Source organism: Bradyrhizobium elkanii USDA 76 (genome assembly GCF_023278185.1).
GTDB lineage: Bacteria > Pseudomonadota > Alphaproteobacteria > Rhizobiales > Xanthobacteraceae > Bradyrhizobium > Bradyrhizobium elkanii.
On sequence record NZ_CP066356.1, the window covers coordinates 3107182 to 3124012 of the forward strand.

The window sequence follows — 16831 nt, forward strand, 5'->3', positions numbered from 1 at the left end:
GGAGTGGCGCCGATTTTGGGGAAGCGCGTCAGGTCTCTGGCGGGACTTGTCGGCGTGGCGCATTTGGCTGGTTTGCGCTTCGCTGGTCGGCGTGGTCGCCCTGCAGCTCTATGTTCAGTTTCGCCTGAACTACTGGAATCGCGATTTCTTCAATGCGCTGGAGAGCCGGGACCCGCTGCGTTTGCATGCCCAGGCGATCTTGCTCATTCCTTTGTGCGGCGCGAGCATTGCGCTCGCAGCGATGTCGGTCTGGGGTCGCATGACGGTGCAGCGCAAATGGCGCGAATGGCTGACCAACAATCTGATCGATTACTGGATCGAAAACGACCGGTATGCCGGGCTCGCACGGGTGCAAGGAGATCAGAAGATCATCCCCGAATACCGCATTTCCGAGGATGTGAGGATCGCAACGGACGCACCAATCGATTTTGCGCTCGGAATTGTTTCATCACTGCTGACCGCTGTCATCTTTGTTCAGGTATTGTGGAGCGTCGGCGGCGAGGCAAGCTTCTCAGTATCCGGCTATCGGTTCTGGATACCCGGCTATCTGGTGGGGAGTGTTGCGGTCTATTCGGGCATCGTGACGATCGCAATGGTTTTGGTAGGCTCGCCGCTCACGAGCGTCATTCAGATCAAGAACCAGGCTGAAGCAGAGTTGATTACAGCGGCCCACTTGCTGCGGGATATCGGCGAAGGCGTGATGCCCAAGCTGCAGGAGGCGGAGGCCAGGCGAGGGCTCCAGCAAGCGTTGCGGAATGTGCTCGCTCGTTGGCGGCGCTTGTGTTGGCAGCTTGTTCGCAACACGCTGGTCTCGCAGGGAAACACGTTGCTCGCGCCAGTCGTCGGGCTCGTCTTGTGCTCGCCAAAATTCCTGGCGGGGACGATGACACTCGGCGAGCTCACGCAGGCCGCTGCAGCATTCACACTCGTACAGAGTTCATTCAACTGGCTCGTGGACAACTACGGACGGCTGGCAGATTGGGTCTCTTCGCTCGAAAGGGTAGGGCGTCTGCTGCTTGCGTTGGACGAACTCGATCGGGGAATCGTGCCGACAGCTCGCGAGGAAACGCCGATCCTTGGGGGGTCCATCACGCCGCTTCGATGACGACCTGTCGGGCAAGACGTTTGACGTCTTCGGGCATACAGAGGCCGGTGCCGCGATTGATCAAAGCGGCGGCGCCTGCGGCAACGGCGTACCGAAAGGAGTCTTCCAGACCGGCTCCCGACGCAAATTGCCAGAGCAACGCTCCGAGAAAACTATCGCCGGCGCCAACTGCGCTGATCGGAGTGATCGCAAGCGGCTCTGCCCGCAACACCTGGTCGCGCGTGACCAGCACGGCGCCGAGATGGCCCATGGTCAGCGCAACGGTGGTAACTTTGCCATCGTGGACGAGAGCTTTTGCCGCGGCTTGCCATTCCTTGGCGTCATGTGGCTCGCAGCCGGCGAGCTCTCGCATTTCCTGCAAATTCGGTTTGATCAAATCGACCCCTTCAACGACGGCAGCGGCAAGCGCCGAGCCCGATGCATCAACGACCATCCTGGCGCCGCGCAGTTTCGCGATTCTCGTCAACCTGGCATAGAAATCGTCCGGAACGCCTCCGGGCAGGCTTCCGCTCGCGACTACAAATCGGGGAAACGGTTCAATCCTGGAAAGAAACGCCAGAAATTGCTGCCATTCGGCCTCAGTGAGGGTCGGTCCGGGCAGAATGAAGCGGAACGGCTGACCAGTGCTGATTTCGACGACAAAGAAATCCTCGCGTGTCTCTTCCGCGATGGAGAAAGTGCAGCTTGGCACGCCCTCCTTGTCGAGCAGTCTGCGGAGCATATCCCCCGTCGCGCCGCCCACAGGGTAGACAGCGCGGACACGCCCGCCGAGGCGTTTGACGACGCGCGCCACATTGATTCCGCCGCCCCCCGGATCGCGCTGTTGCGACCTGCCCCGCAGCTTGTAGACTGGAACGATCTTCTCGACAGTTGTCGACAGATCGACCGCCGGATTGAGCGTAATCGTCACAACGTCCGTCATGGCCTGTCGTGGATCGAAGATGTGCCTGAGGCTGCCGCGCTCCGTTCGCAAAACGCCTTGAGTCCGATGAAGCTTCTGTCAGGATCAAGAATGAGACTTGTCGGAATTCTGCGCAGATAGGATTCGTAGCGACCCTTGCATTCGAACTGCATTCTGAACCTGGATGCGACGAAGCGGTCGGCAAAGCGCGGCACGATGCCGCCCGAGATGTAGACCCCGCCACGGGCGCAGAGCGTCAGCGCAAGATCTCCGGCGACCGCGCCGAGCATGGCGCAGAACGTATCGAGCGCGGCAACGCTGATCCGGCAATGCTTCTCTAGCGCCGCTTGAGTGATCGCTGCGGGATCTCGGTCCGGCACTGCCACGCCATCGATGGCAGCGAGCGCCTGATAGAGATTGACAAGACCGGATCCTGACAGAACGCGTTCCACGGAAACATGCCCGAAGCGCTGGCGCAATTGACCGATGATCTGCTCCTCTCTCTCGGAAGTTGCCGGCAACGTCGCATGACCGGCTTCGGTGACCGCCACCATAGCCGCGCTCGGAAAGAAGCAGGCGGCACCAAATCCGGTGCCCGGCCCGATCACCAGCATGGGCGCTGCGGCCGCTGCCCTTTGCGTTCCCATCGCCCGGAGATCGGACGCCTGAAGCGCCGGCAGCGACCACGCGAGAGCTTCGAAATCGTTGAGAAGATGAACTGTCCTGAACCCAAACCTATCTTGAAAATCACGTCCGTCGATCACCCATCCGCTGTTGGTGACGACGCAGCGGTCATTCTCTACAGGTCCCGCAACCCCGAGGACCGCCGCTTGGGGCGCGCAGCTCACATGATGTAACAGGAAAGCTGCGATTGCTTCAATAGCGGTAGAGAAATCGCCGACTCTATAGTGTTCTATCGGACCGATTCTGCCTCCTCCCGAAAGTGCAAAGCGGGCGTTGGTCCCGCCAATGTCGGCGAGAAGGACCGGCTCATCTAAAGGTCGACCGTTCTTCATCGCGTTGCCATCGCTGCCTCGGTACAATTGCCGGATATTGGCTGAACCAAGCGTCTCCGATTGGCTGCGATGAGGTTGGCGTACCATCGCGCCGAGGCCTTAGGAATGCGCCGTTGCGTGGCGAAGTCGACATAAGTGAGTCCAAAACGTTGAGAATACCCGGAGGTCCATTCGAAATTGTCTAGCAATGACCACACGAAATAGCCGCGGACATCCACGCCCGCCGCGATGGCTTCTTGCATGGCATCGATATAGGCCCGCAGATAGGCAATTCGCCCGGCATCTTCGATGTGGCCGGCACCGTCGAGCGTGTCGTCTGTCGCGGTTCCATTCTCGAGGATGTAGATCGGTAAGGAGAAGCGACGATGAACATCGAGCAGGGTGTCACGGAAAGCGTCAGGCACAATCGGCCATCCGATTGTGGTTCTCGGCACATTTGGCGGTGGCGCACCAAAGGTCGCGCCGATAACATTGTGGTCCGCCTTGATGTAGTGCGGCGAGTAATGGTTTAGCCCGAACCAGTCGACGGGTTGTGCGATCAGCGCCATGTCGCCGGGCTTCTGGAACGGCTCAACGGCCTCTGCCAGCGCAGCAGGATAACATGCGAAATGCTGTGGATACGGAAAGGCGTCGTTCCAATAGCCGGCGAATTTTACTGCTGCAGCCGCGTCATTGGGACTTGTCCCGGCTGGAAAGCAGGGCTGCCGATTGTGAATGGCGCCGACCGAGGCTTGAGGCACCGTCGTCCGCAACGCGCCAATAGCGGCGCCATGGCTTAGATTGACGTGATGGATGGCTTTATGCAGGGCATCGGCGTCGGCGATCCCCGGCGCGTTCCAGCCGAGACCATATCCGAACAGCGTGAAGACGCATGGTTCATTGAAAGTGGCAAATCGCTTGACGCGATCGCCATAACGCCGTGCGACGAGCGCCGCGTAGTCGGCAAACCATCCGGCGATATCCCGATTCTGCCAGCCACCGAGTTCATGGAGAGCCTGCGGCAGATCCCAGTGATAGAGGCATATCCAGGGTTCGATTCCTGCTGCGAGCAGAGCGTCGATCAGTCTGTCGTAGAATGCCAGCCCGTGCTCGTTGACCGCACCGCGGCCTCTGGGCAAGAGCCGCGACCATGAAATGGAAAAGCGGTAGGCGTCGATGCGGAGATCGCGCATAAGCGCAACGTCCTCACCGTAGCGATGATAGTGATCGCAAGCCGTTTCGCCAGTGTCGCCGTTCTTGACCGTGCCGGGCTTCCGGCAATAGACATCCCAGATGCTGTCGCCGCGGCCGTCAATGTGCGCCGCGCCTTCGATCTGAAAACTCGACGTCGAAACACCCCAGACGAAACTGGATTTCGGTGCTGCCAACAGCCGCGCCTCACTTTGCAAGGCCTCCTTGGTCATTTCCAGCCCTCAAGTGCGTTATTTTAAATAATGGCGTAGGCTATCGATCGGCCCTTTGATGAAAATCAAGGGGTGGAGAGAGCACGACCTGCCTCTTGGCGGAAACTACCCGGTTGAACAGCATAAGGACGGGACGACTGGACGTCCCTCGTTTCCGCGTGCGCCGCAAAGCAATGGCTGAACGCTCAGCGATGGATATCCGGAGCGTGAGACATTGGATCGGTGCGGGATGCGCATCAATCCAGCTTGGCCCACTCCTCATCCTCGGGAGAACGCTCAGAGGCGAGCCCGTAGATCCGATCGAACCACCGCAGGTGATCGTGGACCTTGACGACGCCTTCGACATTCTCCGCCGCGACGATTGCGGCCTTGCGACAACGTTCTTCGGCAATCATGCCGCTGAGATGAACGATGCCATCCTTGACGATCACGTTGAGGCCCGACGGGCACCAGTCCTTGTTCTCGATCTCGTCGACGATCCGCATGCGGATATGTTCGTCATCAGTGGTCGGGGCAGGCATTCTGCCAGCCAGGCTGGCAGCGGCCTGCATGAGGTTCGAACGCGACACAAGTCCAGTCAGCTTGCCCTCTTGCACGACTGGGACGCGCTTGATGCGGTTCCGTTCCATGATGTCGACGATCTCCGCCAACGTCGTCTGCTCGTTCACCGTGATCGGAGACGCGGTCATGATCTCCGATACCGTGCGGCCGCGCTCGCGAACGTAGCTTTCGGCCGCCGCGCCTGCCCCGAGAACCCATTCGAGCCAACGAGGACGTCTTCGCTGCGTGCCAATTTCGCTCCTTCGTAGAAAGTCGCTTTCGGACAGGATGCCCACCAGCGCGCCTTGCCGGTCGACGACCGGGAGACCGCTGATATCATGACGTAGCATGAGGCTTCCAGCCTCGGCCAAATCCGCTTCCGGAGCAATCGTAAGGACGTTCCGGGCCATGATCTCATGAGCTCGCATGGGAGCCTCCAGTAGCTGATCGTGTATCTGATTAGCACTGTGGCGCCGCAGGTGCTTGATCTGAGTCAACCTGTTCGCATCCTGGCGGGCGGCCGCGGACGAGCAATTGAGCTGGGTCAAGGCACAAAGCTCGCGGAGATGTTGATTGGAAAGTTCAGAAGAAGGAGAAAGGTCATGCTGACCTATTCCAAACTGGACACCGTGACGGCCATCTATAAGCGGCGCGCCGTCAGAAGCTACACGCCCGAGAAGCTTGAGCGAGCCACGATCAAACACTTGCTGGATGCAGCGGTGCAGGCACCGACGGCACTCCATGCCGAGCCATGGGCGTTTGTGGTGATCCAGGACAAGGTACGCTTGCGACGATATTCGGATCGCGCCAAGACCTTGCTGCTCGACCAACAGCAGGCCATATCTCACCTGCAGAGCGCCGAACCGCAGGCACTTGCCATGCTGTCCAATCCGGATTTCAACATCTTCTACGACGCCAGCGCACTTATCGTCGTCTGCTGCAAAGCCAAGGGTCCGTTCGTTGAGGCGGATTGTTGGCTGGCCGCCGAGAATCTCATGCTTGCGGCCACCGCGGAGGGGCTGGGGACCTGCTGCATCGGGTTTGCAGTCGGCATTCTGAACATGCCAGACGTCAAGGCGGAGTTGGGAATTCCGGAGGGCGGTGCAGCCGTTGCGCCGATCATCGTCGGATTCCCGAGAGAAATTGCGTCCAGCGGATCTCGCAAGCCGCCGGTTGTCCTCAGATGGGTGCCGTAGCTGCTCGGGTGATGAACTGATACGAGACGGCTGGCCGGGCGTCCGGTTGCGGCCGTTCCTGCACGCGCATATTGCTTCATCGCGTTGCGGGTGGGAAATGCTCCGTATGCGGCGTGATCTGCTGCAGTCAAGAGTCTCCCGCGAAACGCGTTTGCGGCGGATCAATTCCGGAACCCGCCGGACTCGCCGGCTTCAATCCTGCGATGATGGGCACACGTGTCGCGCCGTTCGGTCCCTGCTTCGACGCGGTGAAGCAGATCGCTTTCAGTCACGATGCCGATGACCTTGTCGGCATTGTCGACGACTGGAACGGCGCTGATGCGCTTTTCAAGCATCATTCTCGCGACATCCCGGACGGTCGCGCTCTTGGTTACAGTAATCACGGGGGATACCATCACGTCGCGGGCTAGCATGAGCAGTACTCCTGTTTGGATCAATGGACCGGCATTCCGCAGAGAACGCCAAAAAGCGAAATTGATCCGTATCAAGCGTGGGCTACCGGGTCGTGACTAAGGTGAGGCGAACTCCCACCGGCAACGTGTGACACTGCGATGGTCGGCCGGGATGTGGCTTCCGGTTTGACCTATTGATGTCGATCAATATGTCCGCCGGCTACCTGAATAGCTTCATCCGGGTACCTGCTGGATGGATGATGTTGGTCGGCGGAACCGATCGCGGCCGCAACGGCCGGCGGCACCATTGCCAATGGCCCGGCGTTCTTGAACAGGGAGCGAAGTTGGAGGTGTCGGCATGGGAGTCTTGACATCGACCCCCGCCCGTTCCGGCGATGAGACCTCGTTTCCATCGCTCCGCAAGGCGATGGTCGAGCGGGATATCGCCGCGCGCGGCGTCCGCGACGAATTCGTCCTTGAAGCAATGCGCAAGGTGCCGCGCGAATTGTTTCTGCCGAAGAACCTTCATGAGTTCGCCTACGAGGATGCGCCCCTGCCTATCGCCGGCGACCAGACCATTTCCCAACCCTATATCGTTGCGTTCATGGTCGAAGCCTTGATGCTCAAGGGCGGTGAGAAGGTCCTCGAGATCGGTGCCGGTTCGGGTTATGCCGCCGCGGTGCTGTCTGAAATCGCGGCTAACGTATACACGGTCGAACGGCTTGGTCCGCTCGCCGAAACGGCCGCCAGGACGTTGGCGGACCTCGGATATGACAATGTTCATGTGCTGCATGGCGACGGCACACGTGGATGGCCGGACCATGCTCCCTACGATGCCATCATCGTCGCCGCCGGCGGCCCGCAGATTCCGGAGTCCCTCAAGGAGCAACTCAAGATCGGTGGCCGGCTTGTGATTCCCGTCGGTTCGGATCAGCGCAGCCAGGAACTGGTCCGGGTAACCCGAGTGTCGGCCAATGAATACCGTAGCGAGGATATCGCCGACGTCCGCTTCGTCCCGTTGATCGGCGAAGAGGGCTGGCCGACCGTCAAGAACGACAGCCGCATGCCAGGCCGCGCACCGCGCCCGATCTCCTCGCAACGAGAGATGCTGGTGCGAAATCTTGCGGACGCGGCTGAACCGTTTGCCTCGATCGAAGCTGCCGATCTCGACCCTCTCATGGAAAGAATTGGTCCGGCTCGTGTCGTGTTGCTCGGCGAGGCGACCCACGGCACTTCCGAATTCTATGGAATGCGAGCGCGCATTACACGCGATCTCATCGTCAAAAAGGGCTTTCGCTTTGTCGCGATCGAGGCCGACTGGCCAGACGCGGCACGCGTCGATCATTACGTGCGGCATTTCCAGTATCCGCCTTCCGAATGGACGGCGTTCGCGCGCTTTCCGACCTGGATGTGGCGCAATGCTGAGATGCGCGATTTCGTCAGCTGGCTACGAAAGCACAACGGCGGAGTCGAACGCAACAAGCGCGCCGCATGTCACGGTCTCGATCTCTACAGTTTATATGACTCGATCCGCTGTGTTCTGAATTATCTCGATCAGGTCGACCCGAAATCGGCAAGAGTAGCTCGCGAGCGCTACGGGTGCCTGACGCCGTGGCAGCGTGATCCGGCGACCTACGGGCATGCTGCACTGACCGGATCATACCCGACATGCGAGTCGCACGTCGTGCGCGCGCTTACCGATCTCTTGGAAAAGCGCCGAACCTACGCCGAGCACGACGGCGATCGTTTCCTCGATGCCGAACAGAACGCGCGGCTGGTGGCGAGCGCGGAGCGTTATTATCGCATCATGTATTACGGTTCGCGGGCGTCGTGGAATCTGCGCGACAATCACATGTTCGAGACCTTGAAGAACCTGCTTGCCTATCATGGGCCGGACAGCAAGGCGGTAGTCTGGGCGCATAATTCCCATGTTGGCAACGCCGGCGCGACCGAGATGGCGGCGCGAGGCGAATACAACCTCGGTCAACTCTGCCGAAGCGAGTTCGGTGACGGTGCCTATATGGTTGGCTTTGGCACGCACAGCGGGACGGTCGCTGCCGCATCCGAATGGGATGGGCCGATGGAGATCAAGGCGGTGCGGCCGTCGCATCCAGAAAGCTATGAAAGACTGTGTCACGCGACCGGCTTGCCGCGCTTCATGCTGGCTATGCGCGAACGTGGCGATCTTTGCGGGTCGGGCGGCCTCGGCAAGGAGCGGCTCGAGCGAGCGGTCGGCGTGATCTATCGGCCTGATACGGAGCTTGGGAGTCACTACTTCCGAGCCGTTCTCCCGCAACAGTTCGACGAATATGTCTGGTTCGACGACAGCTGTGCGGTGACACCGTTGGAGACTGCTGAGATCAAGGGACTTCCCGATACTTATCCCTTCGGCGTGTAGCACAAAGGGTCTTGAAGCTAATCAAGGCATGCATCGTTGCCGAGATAGACAAGGATCTCACCAAACATCCGCTTCATGAAAATTGAAAACGTCTGGCGAAGGAGTCGCGGGCGGCGCGCCAACCGGCGCTCAAACTAACTGTTGTTATTGCCATTGGAGAGAGCCATGTCGTATGCATCGCTGCTGGTCTACGTCAATGCGGATCACGTCTCGACGAATCTGGTGGCCGTTGCTGCGGCGGTCGCGGACAAGTTCTCCGCTCGCCTGATCGGATTGTCGGCACTGGCGGTCTTGCCGCCGTTTGTTGCCGAAGGTGTCGTCGTCGTCGACAATGCGACGGAGTTCGACATCGCCAAAATGAAGGCAAAGCTCGAATCGGCCGGCAACAAGTTTCGCTCCGCTGCCGGGAGTGGTCGCGAAGTCGAATGGCGGTCAGCCATCGAATTTCCAACCAAGGCGGTGATCGATGGAGCGCGATGCGCCGATCTGATCGTGATTCAAAAGGGCAAATCGGACGATATATACCGGAGCATCCACTCATGGATGGGATGATTAGGTGGGGGGAACCATCCGGTCAGAACAATTAAAGCAATCTTCGAGGGTCTTGTATTTGAGATGGATCAATTGACTCTCCGGGTCGCCGCTCACATTGCCATCTCCGGTTCGACCGTCCTTTCTCGCTTTGCCTCCGGGATTTCGGTCATTGTCGCCTCGGTCAGGAGCAGCACGCTCGCGACCGAAACGGCATTTTCCAATGCGGTGCGGACGACCTTGGTCGGGTCCACGATGCCGGCCTCGACGAGATCGACATATTGCTTGCGAGCGGCATCAAAGCCAAAACTGCCTTGGCTTGCCTCCATGCGCGCCACGACCACGCCGCCGTCGACCGCGGAGTTTTCCGCAATCTGTCGCGCCGGTGCTTCGAGCGCCCGCTTCAGGATTGCAATACCGGTCTTTTCGTCGCCTTCGGCGGCGGCTTCCTCGCGGACAACCGCGTCAACACATCTGAGCAATGCCAGCCCGCCGCCCGGAACGATGCCTTCGGCCACCGCGGCCTTGGTGGAACTGATGGCGTCGTCGAGCGCTTCCTTCCTTGCTTTCATCTCCGCCTCAGTCGGAGCGCCGACGCGGATAACGGCGACGCCACCGGATAGCTTGGCGAGCCGCTCCTCCAACTTCTCGCGATCATAATCGCTGGTCGTTTTCTCGATTTCGCGCCGGATCTGCTGGAGGCGTCCATCGATCCGCCCCCGGTCGCCGCCGCTGCCAATCAAGGTCGTACTTTCCTTGTCGGAGATGATGCGCGCCGCCCGTCCAAGCTCTTGCAGCGTGACCTTCTCAAGTTTCAGTCCTAGCTCTTCGGAAATCACCTGAGCACCGGTCAGGATTGCGATATCTTCGAGCATCGCCTTGCGCCGGTCGCCGAAACCCGGCGCTTTGACGGCGCATGCCTTCAGGACACCTCGAAGCCGATTGACGATCAAGGTCGCAAGCGCCTCGCCTTCGATATCTTCGGCTATGAGCAGCAGCGCTCGTCCGGATTTCGCGACCTGTTCCAGAACCGGAACGAGATCGTTCAGAGCTGCGACCTTGTGATCGCAAATCAGCACAAGTGAGTCCTCAAGGACGGCTTCCATGCGCTCGGCGTCGGTGACGAAGTAGGGTGACAGGAATCCGCGGTCGAACTTCATGCCTTCGACGACATCAAGTATGGTTTCCGTCGTTTTCGACTCCTCGACCGAAATCACGCCTTCGCCTCCGACCTTTTCGATCGCGTCCGCGACCAGTGCGCCGACGGTAGGGTCGTTGTGAGCCGAAATGGTCGCGACCTGCGCCTTTTCCGCTTTGGTTTTCACCGGCTTGGACATCGTGCGGAGCGCCTCGATCGCTGCACGGGCGCCGCGATCCAGGCCGCGCTTGATATCGATGGCGCTGGCGCCCGCCACGACGTTGCGCACGCCGTCGGCCAGGATTGCATGGGCAAGGATTGTGGCTGTGCTGGTGCCGTCGCCAACCACCTCGCCGGTCTTCTCGGCGGCCTGGCGGAGCACCTGAGCCCCGAGATTCTCCTCCGGATCCTTCAGGTCAAATTCCTTGGCAATGGTCACCCCGTCGTTGCAAACGATCGGTGCACCCCAGCCTTTTTGGATCAGGACCGATTTCGATTTGGGGCCGAGCGTTACGCGAATTGCGTCGGCGAGCAACGTTGCGCCCCGCAAGACCTTCTCGCGAGCGGCAGACTGAAACAGGATTTGCTTGTGCGCCACTGGCACTCTCCAGCCAAATAAATTGGAGTCGTGGGATGATGCGACGTGTCCCACCGTCCGGTGCAGGCCGGCGGGATGGCGACGCGCTTACTTCACCGGGATGCTTTTCTGCTTCTGCACCTCGGGCGACTTTGGCAGCGAAACAGTCAGTATGCCGTTCCTGAAGGTCGCTTCGATCTTGTCGGCATCGACGCTGCCGGGGATCTGCAGCGACCGACGAAAAGAACCATAGCGACGCTCGGAGACGTAGCGATCCTTGGCCTTCTCTTCCTTCACGTCCTGCTTCTCGCCCTTGATCGTCAGCACGTCGTCGGAGAGCTGGAGGTCGATATTCTTGGCATCCAGGCCCGGAAGTTCGGCGGTGATTTCGAACGCCTTTTCCTTTTCGACGATATCGATCGCCGGCGTGACGCTAAAGCCGAGGTCGCGGCGCCAGAACGGCTCCATGTCCAACAGTGAACGGTAGGACGGCGCCTGCAGGAAGCCGGACTGGAAATCATGGAACAGCCGGTCAATCTGATTGCGCAGTGTTTCGAACGGTTGCCAGTTCTTAGCCGGCTGAGCAGCCGACGTCGACTCGGTCTTGATGGGCAACTTGATAGCTGCTTCTGTCATGACAATCTCCCTTGTAGCTTTAAACAAAGGCTAGGCCTGATCAACTCCGGCTTCCTTGATGTCCCTCAAACTTCTTCCGCGCCGTTGACGGCCGCAACGCGAAGCTTTTCGAGCTTCTTCCAGAATTCGGACCAGCCGCCAGCAGCAGGTCCGGTGACGATCACAAGCACGAGCACGGCGGAGTCGCGATCTGGAAGAGAACACCGGCTTCCGGAATGGTCAGAAGGGTTGCCATGATCAGGGCGGTCGAAGCGAAAATTTCCCGGAAGACGAAGCGCCCGGCATATGAAGAAAGGACGTCCCAACCTCCGCCGAATTGGCAATGCGGCGCGATTTCAGGCTCCCGGGCTCCCATGTCTCGCACCGCTTCATTCACAACGTCCGTCGTTACCGAAAACTCCTCGAAGAAGAGACCAACGAGGATAGGCGGTCCATTATCCGCAGGCTTTTGGCCGACGAGGAGGCCAAAGAGATCAGGCCAGATCCCAAACGATCCGACGGCAGATCGAACCATTCTAGACCAAGGGCCGTCAATCGCGGTGATGTCGCCGGCATCAAGACGGGCAGCTCTGGGGGGACGATTGGTGCTTGGCGCGCCATTTCGGGCCAGGGCCCCTCATATAGTGAAGCTCCGGACGATAGGGGTGACGGACGTCTGCGATCAGGACGTCTGCGATCAGTTTGCGCCACTTCGCCTTGAAAGCGTTGAGGCTCGGACGAAGCGGTGGCGTTAGGTGGTAGGTCATGGCACGCTCCTCAATGCAGTTTGCCCAGCACGGAAGCAAAGGGCAGGGTTAGTATTTCGTCGCCGAGATCGTCGCTGACGTGCAGCACCCAGCTGCGCCAGTCTTCGGGGCCGGGACGCATGATGATCGAGCGCACCATGAGTTCCGCATATGCGCGTGCATCCGCCAGATCCATGAGGGCGGCCGCGCGCCCATCGACCAGCGATCCCTTGGCATTGAAATAGTGGAAGTAGACCTCGGTCATGGACTTCTCCCGAGCTGGATATTTGTTGAGATTAGTCCCGGCCCGATTAGTCGAAAATTCCGGTCGGTCACCTAAGGGCATTCACGGAGGATCAACAGGCGCGGGCAGCACCTTCGTCCGATCAGCTAGCGGGAAAGTGGTCGCGCAAAGCGCGAAGGTGCTGACCTCGCTTGGATGCCACATGCTGTTGGTACGGCTCGCGGGCGGCGTCGTGCTTCAGATTGCGCTCAGTACAGCCGGCATTGCGATGCTGATCATCTTTGCGGCCTGGATTGGCAGCGCAGTTCGTCAGCGGCCCTGATTGTGCTGAAGGGCAAATAAGCTGATCCGGCACAAAGGCGGTAGCCAGCGCTTCGGGCGGGGGTTGACTGACACTCTCTCTGGATGACAACCTGGTACTAAACTGATTGTCGAGGAGTTTCGGGCCGACTACCGAGATCGTGCTGCATGAAAGCTCAGGAACCAAATGCTTGGTTGATCTCTGTGTGTGGGTTTACGAGCCATTGATGTACGTCAAATTGAGATGAGCCCACCGCCGCTAGACAAATTTATCCAAAGGCCAGGGCGCGATATGATGACCGGTTGCCTTAAGTCGTTTCTGATTGGCGGTCTGACCGCTATTGTCGCTGCGGCCGTTCATGCCGAGGATGCTGATGTCGGCAAGGCGGAATTTCAAGCTTCGTGCGCCAGCTGCCATGGTGCGGATGGAAAGGGCAAAGGACCGGTCAGCGCGCAGCTGAAGGTGCCGCCTACCGATTTGACGACCTTGACGAAGAACAACAACGGGGTCTTTCCCATAAGCGCCGTCTACGAAACTATCGACGGACGGAAGGCAATTTCCGCGCATGGCACTCATGAAATGCCCACTTGGGGAGAACGGTTCAACCCAGTCAAGAGCTTGCCTCACACCGTCGATCCTCCCTACGATGCGCTCGATCCTTCGCGGGATATGCGCGAAGTCGTCGTGCGCACACGCATCCTCGCCGTTATCGATTACCTGAACCGCATTCAGCAGAAGTAGCGGTCGCGAAGGCATCGGGACGACCGTGCGGCCGCCGCGCTCGGCCGCAGCGACGTGATCTGCCGCAATGAATGGGCGCAGCCTGCGCGCATGAAGGCGAACTGCCCCTAACATTGATCCTCATCAAGGCCGCTGCGAGCAGACTCGCTAGTAATATAGAGTAGCGGAGGATCAACGATGACCAGCATAGTGCTCGATGCCAAGCAGATTCAGAGTGCCCCGGCTCCCGTTCGTCTCTGGCTTGAGCAGCAGATATCGGCGGCTCTCGTTCCGGGATCGGCAGCGGGTACGCAATTGCCGCGCTTGGTCGCCTGCACGGAAACTCAGGCGGCGAACCTTCTTAGTCGAATTAGGCAGGTGCCATCGGCTGTCGAAGTGTTCTTCGGGCTCGCCCATCCCGAGATCTCCTACGGATCGCCGCCAGTCGTGACTTTCCGACTCCTCGACCTTCAGCGTCGTGCCGGTTTGGAGAGCATCACCAAGCTCCTGGAATGTCTCGACCACATCAATCGGGCGTTTGCGGAAATGTGTGACGATCCGGCAGCGCGGCTCTGCGATTTTGACGCCGCGGGGCATTGCTCGACTCTGCCAACCACCCAGAACAGTATTGTTGCATTGTGGAAGGCAATCATTGCGGCGGAACGGCCTGGCGTGCTGCCGATCGCCGCAGCCGAATAGGCGGGGCGGGCGCCAATGGACCCGAGAAGACCCTGCCGCAAATTGGTGTGGACGTGGTCCGGCCGCCGATCGTCATTCATCGCCCTTATGACGTGGATGCTCCTAGTCTGGCTTGGGCCGGTGCAAGCAGGGGAAATCCGGGACGTGCAATCGCTTGCGCCCCTCGTGGGCAAGGTCGTCCAAAGTGTCGTCGGCATAAAGGCCACTACGGAAACGGCGCCGGCTTCCCGCTCGATGGCCCTTGGGCCTGCGTCTCCCGGCGGACCGTCTCTCACGGCGAAAGAGGTGTATGGTGCAGGCGTCATCATCAAGGCGGAGCCCGGATTGATCGTAACAAGCAATCATCTGATTCGCGGCGCCGAGACACTTGCGGTCCGATTGCCGGATGGGCGTCAGCTTGATGCCAAGTTCGTGGTGGCCGACGAGCGGTATGGCCTGGCGATGCTGAGGATTTCGGCGTCCGGCCTGACCGCAGCCCGCATCGGTCGGTCGATCGACGCCGAGCCCGGCGATTTCGTCCTTGCCGTCGGTGGCTCCTCGGGATCCGCTCCGAGCGTCAGCTTCGGCATCGTCAGCGCTCTGCATCGTTCGCGGCCTGGAATCCCCTGCCAGGATCTCATTCAGACCGACGCCTTGCTGGACCGCGGCAGTTCAGGCGGAGCGCTGTTCAATCTGCGGGGCGAAGTGATCGGCATTGTTGCCGCCGGCGCCGATGAAACCGAATCCGGGCGAGCCTTTGGCCTCGCGATTCCCTCGGATGCCATCGATCGCCTCTACGTCAGAATGAATTAGGCGTTCCGCGGGATCGCGGATCGCTTTATGGTACGACCGATCTGACTAGCAGGCTGAATGGTAGCTGCTCAGTGATCGTGCGGGACACTTCGTAAAGGGGATCGCCTCCGGTCAGAGGGGGCCGTCGAGCCGACGAACTGGCACGAACTCGAGGAGTATCGGTTTACAAAGCGGGTTGCGCGGGCCGCGGAGGAGATCATCCGGAGTGGAAAGGCGACGGCGCTTGTCATCGTCGCTCCGCCGCGCACGCCGGCCGAACTTCGGGCGACGCTGCATCCCGACGTCAAGCGCCATATCATTGCAGAGATTCCCAAGGATCTGACGAAGCTTGCTGTCCGGGAACTCGTAAAGCACGTCGTGGAAGCGCTTGCGTCTCCCATGCGATAGTGCGCTGCGAAGCCAAGGCTGTAATGCGCGGAGGCTTGACGTGCTCGTGTCTTGGTGGGCTGGCGCCGCTGGCTGCTCGACGGAAGCGAGCGAACCGATTGCCAAGCGAATCAACGGGCTGAGACGTCCATCGATCGTTCGGTCGAATCCAGTCCTGCAGTTGATCGAGCGCAAAGCAATGTTAGGCGGTCGGCGGTTCATTGTGGCTTCCGATCAAACAATGGAGGCCGCCATGACGGCACTGCAATTGCGTCAGGATGTACTGGACGAGCTGGAGTTCGAGCCGAGCGTGGACGCTGCCCATATTGGTGTGATGGCGGAAGGCGGCGTCGTCACGCTCAGCGGCTACGTCAAAACGTATCTTGAGAAGCTCTCGGCGATCTCGGCGGCGCGGCGGGTCAAGGGCGTCAAGGCGATCGCGGACGAAATCGACGTTCGCGCGCCGAGCGACAAGAAGACCGCCGACGATGAAATTGCAAAACGGGCGCTCGACATCCTCGCCTGGGACACGGTCGTGCCGGCGGGCGTCACCGTTCTGGTTCGTGACGGCTGGGTCACGCTGTCGGGAAACGTCGACTGGTATTTCCAGAAGCGGGCGGCGGAGCATGACGTGGGAAAGCTTTCCGGCATTCGCGGCATCAGCAACAATATCCAGGTCGCGCCGCGCATCAAGGCTGAGAACGTCAAGGCCAAGATCGAGGGCGCGTTGAAGCGGCGCGCCGAGACGCAGGCAAGGGCGGTCCGGGTCTCCGTTCGAGACAACGACTGCATTGTTCTCGAGGGCATGGTTGGCAACTGGCAGGAACGGCGTGCGATCGAAAACGCCGCCTGGTCCGCACCTGGCGTTCACTCGGTTGAGGACAGGCTAACGGTTGGCTGAACTCCTGTGGTTGGTGGCAGGATGGCCGGGGATTGGCCTTCCTGCGACCACGATCGGCAAGGAGAGGTGGACAGTTGGCGCGACCGGAGCGCCGCCGAGCATGCGGCCTGGTCTGTTCCGGGCGTGATGTCGGTCGACGATCTGATCGTCGTTCGCTGACCGCTGGCGCGGACGGAGAGCGTCGAGCTTCAAAGAATCAGTCGAGTTTGACCTCGATCCGACTGGACGCGACGGGTAAATGATTATCTTC

Annotated in this window: 21 protein-coding genes and 1 pseudogene; 12 read left to right on the forward strand and 10 right to left on the reverse strand. The window is 60.0% G+C overall.

Annotated features, from left to right (window positions below):
* Positions 1–46: 46 nt before the first annotated feature.
* The gene (locus JEY66_RS14785; RefSeq protein WP_016841869.1) at positions 47–1105 is read left to right on the forward strand and encodes an SbmA/BacA-like family transporter; all 1059 of its coding nucleotides are present in this window, start codon (positions 47–49) and stop codon (positions 1103–1105) included.
* On the opposite strand, the gene JEY66_RS14790 is transcribed toward JEY66_RS14785, so the two are convergent.
* The 4 genes from JEY66_RS14790 to JEY66_RS14805 form a co-directional block, all read right to left on the reverse strand.
* Positions 1089–2027, reverse strand: coding sequence for a 1-phosphofructokinase family hexose kinase (locus tag JEY66_RS14790; protein ID WP_016841870.1), 939 nt, complete (start codon positions 2025–2027; stop codon positions 1089–1091). The two genes, JEY66_RS14785 and JEY66_RS14790, sit on opposite strands and share 17 nt — an antisense overlap.
* Positions 2024–3022, reverse strand: coding sequence for a glucokinase (gene glk, locus JEY66_RS14795; RefSeq protein WP_026193115.1), 999 nt, complete (start codon positions 3020–3022; stop codon positions 2024–2026). The genes JEY66_RS14790 and glk overlap by 4 nt, the downstream gene beginning before the upstream one ends.
* A complete protein-coding gene (locus JEY66_RS14800) occupies positions 3019–4425 on the reverse strand; it encodes a GH1 family beta-glucosidase (protein WP_016841872.1) in 1407 nt (468 codons plus the stop codon). Before JEY66_RS14800 ends, glk begins: the two co-directional genes overlap by 4 nt.
* A gap of 236 nt (positions 4426–4661) precedes the next feature.
* The gene (locus tag JEY66_RS14805; protein WP_026193114.1) at positions 4662–5393 is read right to left on the reverse strand and encodes a CBS domain-containing protein; all 732 of its coding nucleotides are present in this window, start codon (positions 5391–5393) and stop codon (positions 4662–4664) included.
* 174 nt (positions 5394–5567) lie between these two features.
* On the opposite strand from JEY66_RS14805, the gene JEY66_RS14810 reads away from it, so the two are divergent.
* Positions 5568–6161, forward strand: a complete 594-nt coding sequence (locus JEY66_RS14810) for a nitroreductase family protein (RefSeq protein ID WP_016841874.1) — start codon at positions 5568–5570, stop codon at positions 6159–6161.
* A 161-nt stretch (positions 6162–6322) separates the two neighbouring features.
* Here the strand turns inward: JEY66_RS14810 and JEY66_RS14815 are convergent, their stop codons facing one another.
* Positions 6323–6574 carry a CBS domain-containing protein gene (locus JEY66_RS14815; protein ID WP_085967147.1) on the reverse strand — a complete coding sequence of 84 codons (252 nt, stop codon included), beginning with the start codon at positions 6572–6574 and terminating at the stop codon, positions 6323–6325.
* Between the two features lie 176 nt (positions 6575–6750).
* On the opposite strand from JEY66_RS14815, the gene JEY66_RS14820 reads away from it, so the two are divergent.
* The 3 genes from JEY66_RS14820 to JEY66_RS14830 all read left to right on the forward strand — a co-directional run bounded on the left by JEY66_RS14820 (position 6751) and on the right by JEY66_RS14830 (position 9503).
* Entirely contained in the window at positions 6751–6924 is a 174-nt protein-coding gene (locus tag JEY66_RS14820) for a hypothetical protein (RefSeq protein WP_168388418.1), read from the forward strand.
* Positions 6912–8951 carry a protein-L-isoaspartate(D-aspartate) O-methyltransferase gene (locus tag JEY66_RS14825; RefSeq protein ID WP_018272956.1) on the forward strand — a complete coding sequence of 680 codons (2040 nt, stop codon included), beginning with the start codon at positions 6912–6914 and terminating at the stop codon, positions 8949–8951. The genes JEY66_RS14820 and JEY66_RS14825 overlap by 13 nt, the downstream gene beginning before the upstream one ends.
* A 222-nt stretch (positions 8952–9173) precedes the next feature.
* On the forward strand, positions 9174–9503 hold the full coding sequence (locus JEY66_RS14830) for a hypothetical protein (RefSeq protein ID WP_240536903.1): 330 nt from the start codon (positions 9174–9176) through the stop codon (positions 9501–9503).
* A 92-nt stretch (positions 9504–9595) separates the two neighbouring features.
* Here the strand turns inward: JEY66_RS14830 and groL are convergent, their stop codons facing one another.
* The 5 genes from groL to JEY66_RS14855 all read right to left on the reverse strand — a co-directional run bounded on the left by groL (position 9596) and on the right by JEY66_RS14855 (position 12823).
* Complete coding sequence (gene groL, locus JEY66_RS14835) at positions 9596–11218, reverse strand: chaperonin GroEL (RefSeq protein ID WP_018272955.1); 1623 nt, start codon at positions 11216–11218, stop codon at positions 9596–9598.
* Positions 11219–11305: 87 nt separating this feature from the next.
* A complete protein-coding gene (locus tag JEY66_RS14840) occupies positions 11306–11833 on the reverse strand; it encodes an Hsp20/alpha crystallin family protein (RefSeq protein WP_016841879.1) in 528 nt (175 codons plus the stop codon).
* 160 nt (positions 11834–11993) lie between these two features.
* Positions 11994–12347: a hypothetical protein gene (locus JEY66_RS14845; protein WP_016841881.1), complete on the reverse strand. Its 354-nt coding sequence runs from the start codon at positions 12345–12347 to the stop codon at positions 11994–11996.
* Between the two features lie 40 nt (positions 12348–12387).
* Positions 12388–12579: a hypothetical protein gene (locus JEY66_RS14850; RefSeq protein ID WP_075968396.1), complete on the reverse strand. Its 192-nt coding sequence runs from the start codon at positions 12577–12579 to the stop codon at positions 12388–12390.
* A 10-nt stretch (positions 12580–12589) separates the two neighbouring features.
* Positions 12590–12823 (reverse strand): DUF6894 family protein, encoded by a 234-nt coding sequence (locus tag JEY66_RS14855; protein ID WP_016841882.1) that lies wholly within the window; start codon positions 12821–12823, stop codon positions 12590–12592.
* 136 nt (positions 12824–12959) lie between these two features.
* Between JEY66_RS14855 and JEY66_RS14860 the strand changes: the two genes are divergently transcribed.
* The 7 genes and pseudogenes from JEY66_RS14860 to JEY66_RS45425 all read left to right on the forward strand — a co-directional run bounded on the left by JEY66_RS14860 (position 12960) and on the right by JEY66_RS45425 (position 16740).
* Entirely contained in the window at positions 12960–13124 is a 165-nt protein-coding gene (locus JEY66_RS14860) for a hypothetical protein (RefSeq protein WP_018272953.1), read from the forward strand.
* Between the two features lie 273 nt (positions 13125–13397).
* Positions 13398–13844 carry a c-type cytochrome gene (locus JEY66_RS14865; RefSeq protein ID WP_240536904.1) on the forward strand — a complete coding sequence of 149 codons (447 nt, stop codon included), beginning with the start codon at positions 13398–13400 and terminating at the stop codon, positions 13842–13844.
* 177 nt (positions 13845–14021) lie between these two features.
* Positions 14022–14522, forward strand: a complete 501-nt coding sequence (locus tag JEY66_RS14870; RefSeq protein ID WP_016841884.1) for a hypothetical protein — start codon at positions 14022–14024, stop codon at positions 14520–14522.
* A gap of 165 nt (positions 14523–14687) precedes the next feature.
* Positions 14688–15314 carry a S1C family serine protease gene (locus JEY66_RS14875; protein ID WP_240536905.1) on the forward strand — a complete coding sequence of 209 codons (627 nt, stop codon included), beginning with the start codon at positions 14688–14690 and terminating at the stop codon, positions 15312–15314.
* Between the two features lie 171 nt (positions 15315–15485).
* Positions 15486–15701 (forward strand): annotated as a pseudogene (locus JEY66_RS14880) (host attachment protein); the annotation flags it as partial.
* A 232-nt stretch (positions 15702–15933) separates the two neighbouring features.
* Positions 15934–16581 carry a BON domain-containing protein gene (locus JEY66_RS14885; protein WP_026193113.1) on the forward strand — a complete coding sequence of 216 codons (648 nt, stop codon included), beginning with the start codon at positions 15934–15936 and terminating at the stop codon, positions 16579–16581.
* 21 nt (positions 16582–16602) lie between these two features.
* Positions 16603–16740 (forward strand): BON domain-containing protein, encoded by a 138-nt coding sequence (locus tag JEY66_RS45425; protein ID WP_369527285.1) that lies wholly within the window; start codon positions 16603–16605, stop codon positions 16738–16740.
* Positions 16741–16831: the final 91 nt, after the last annotated feature.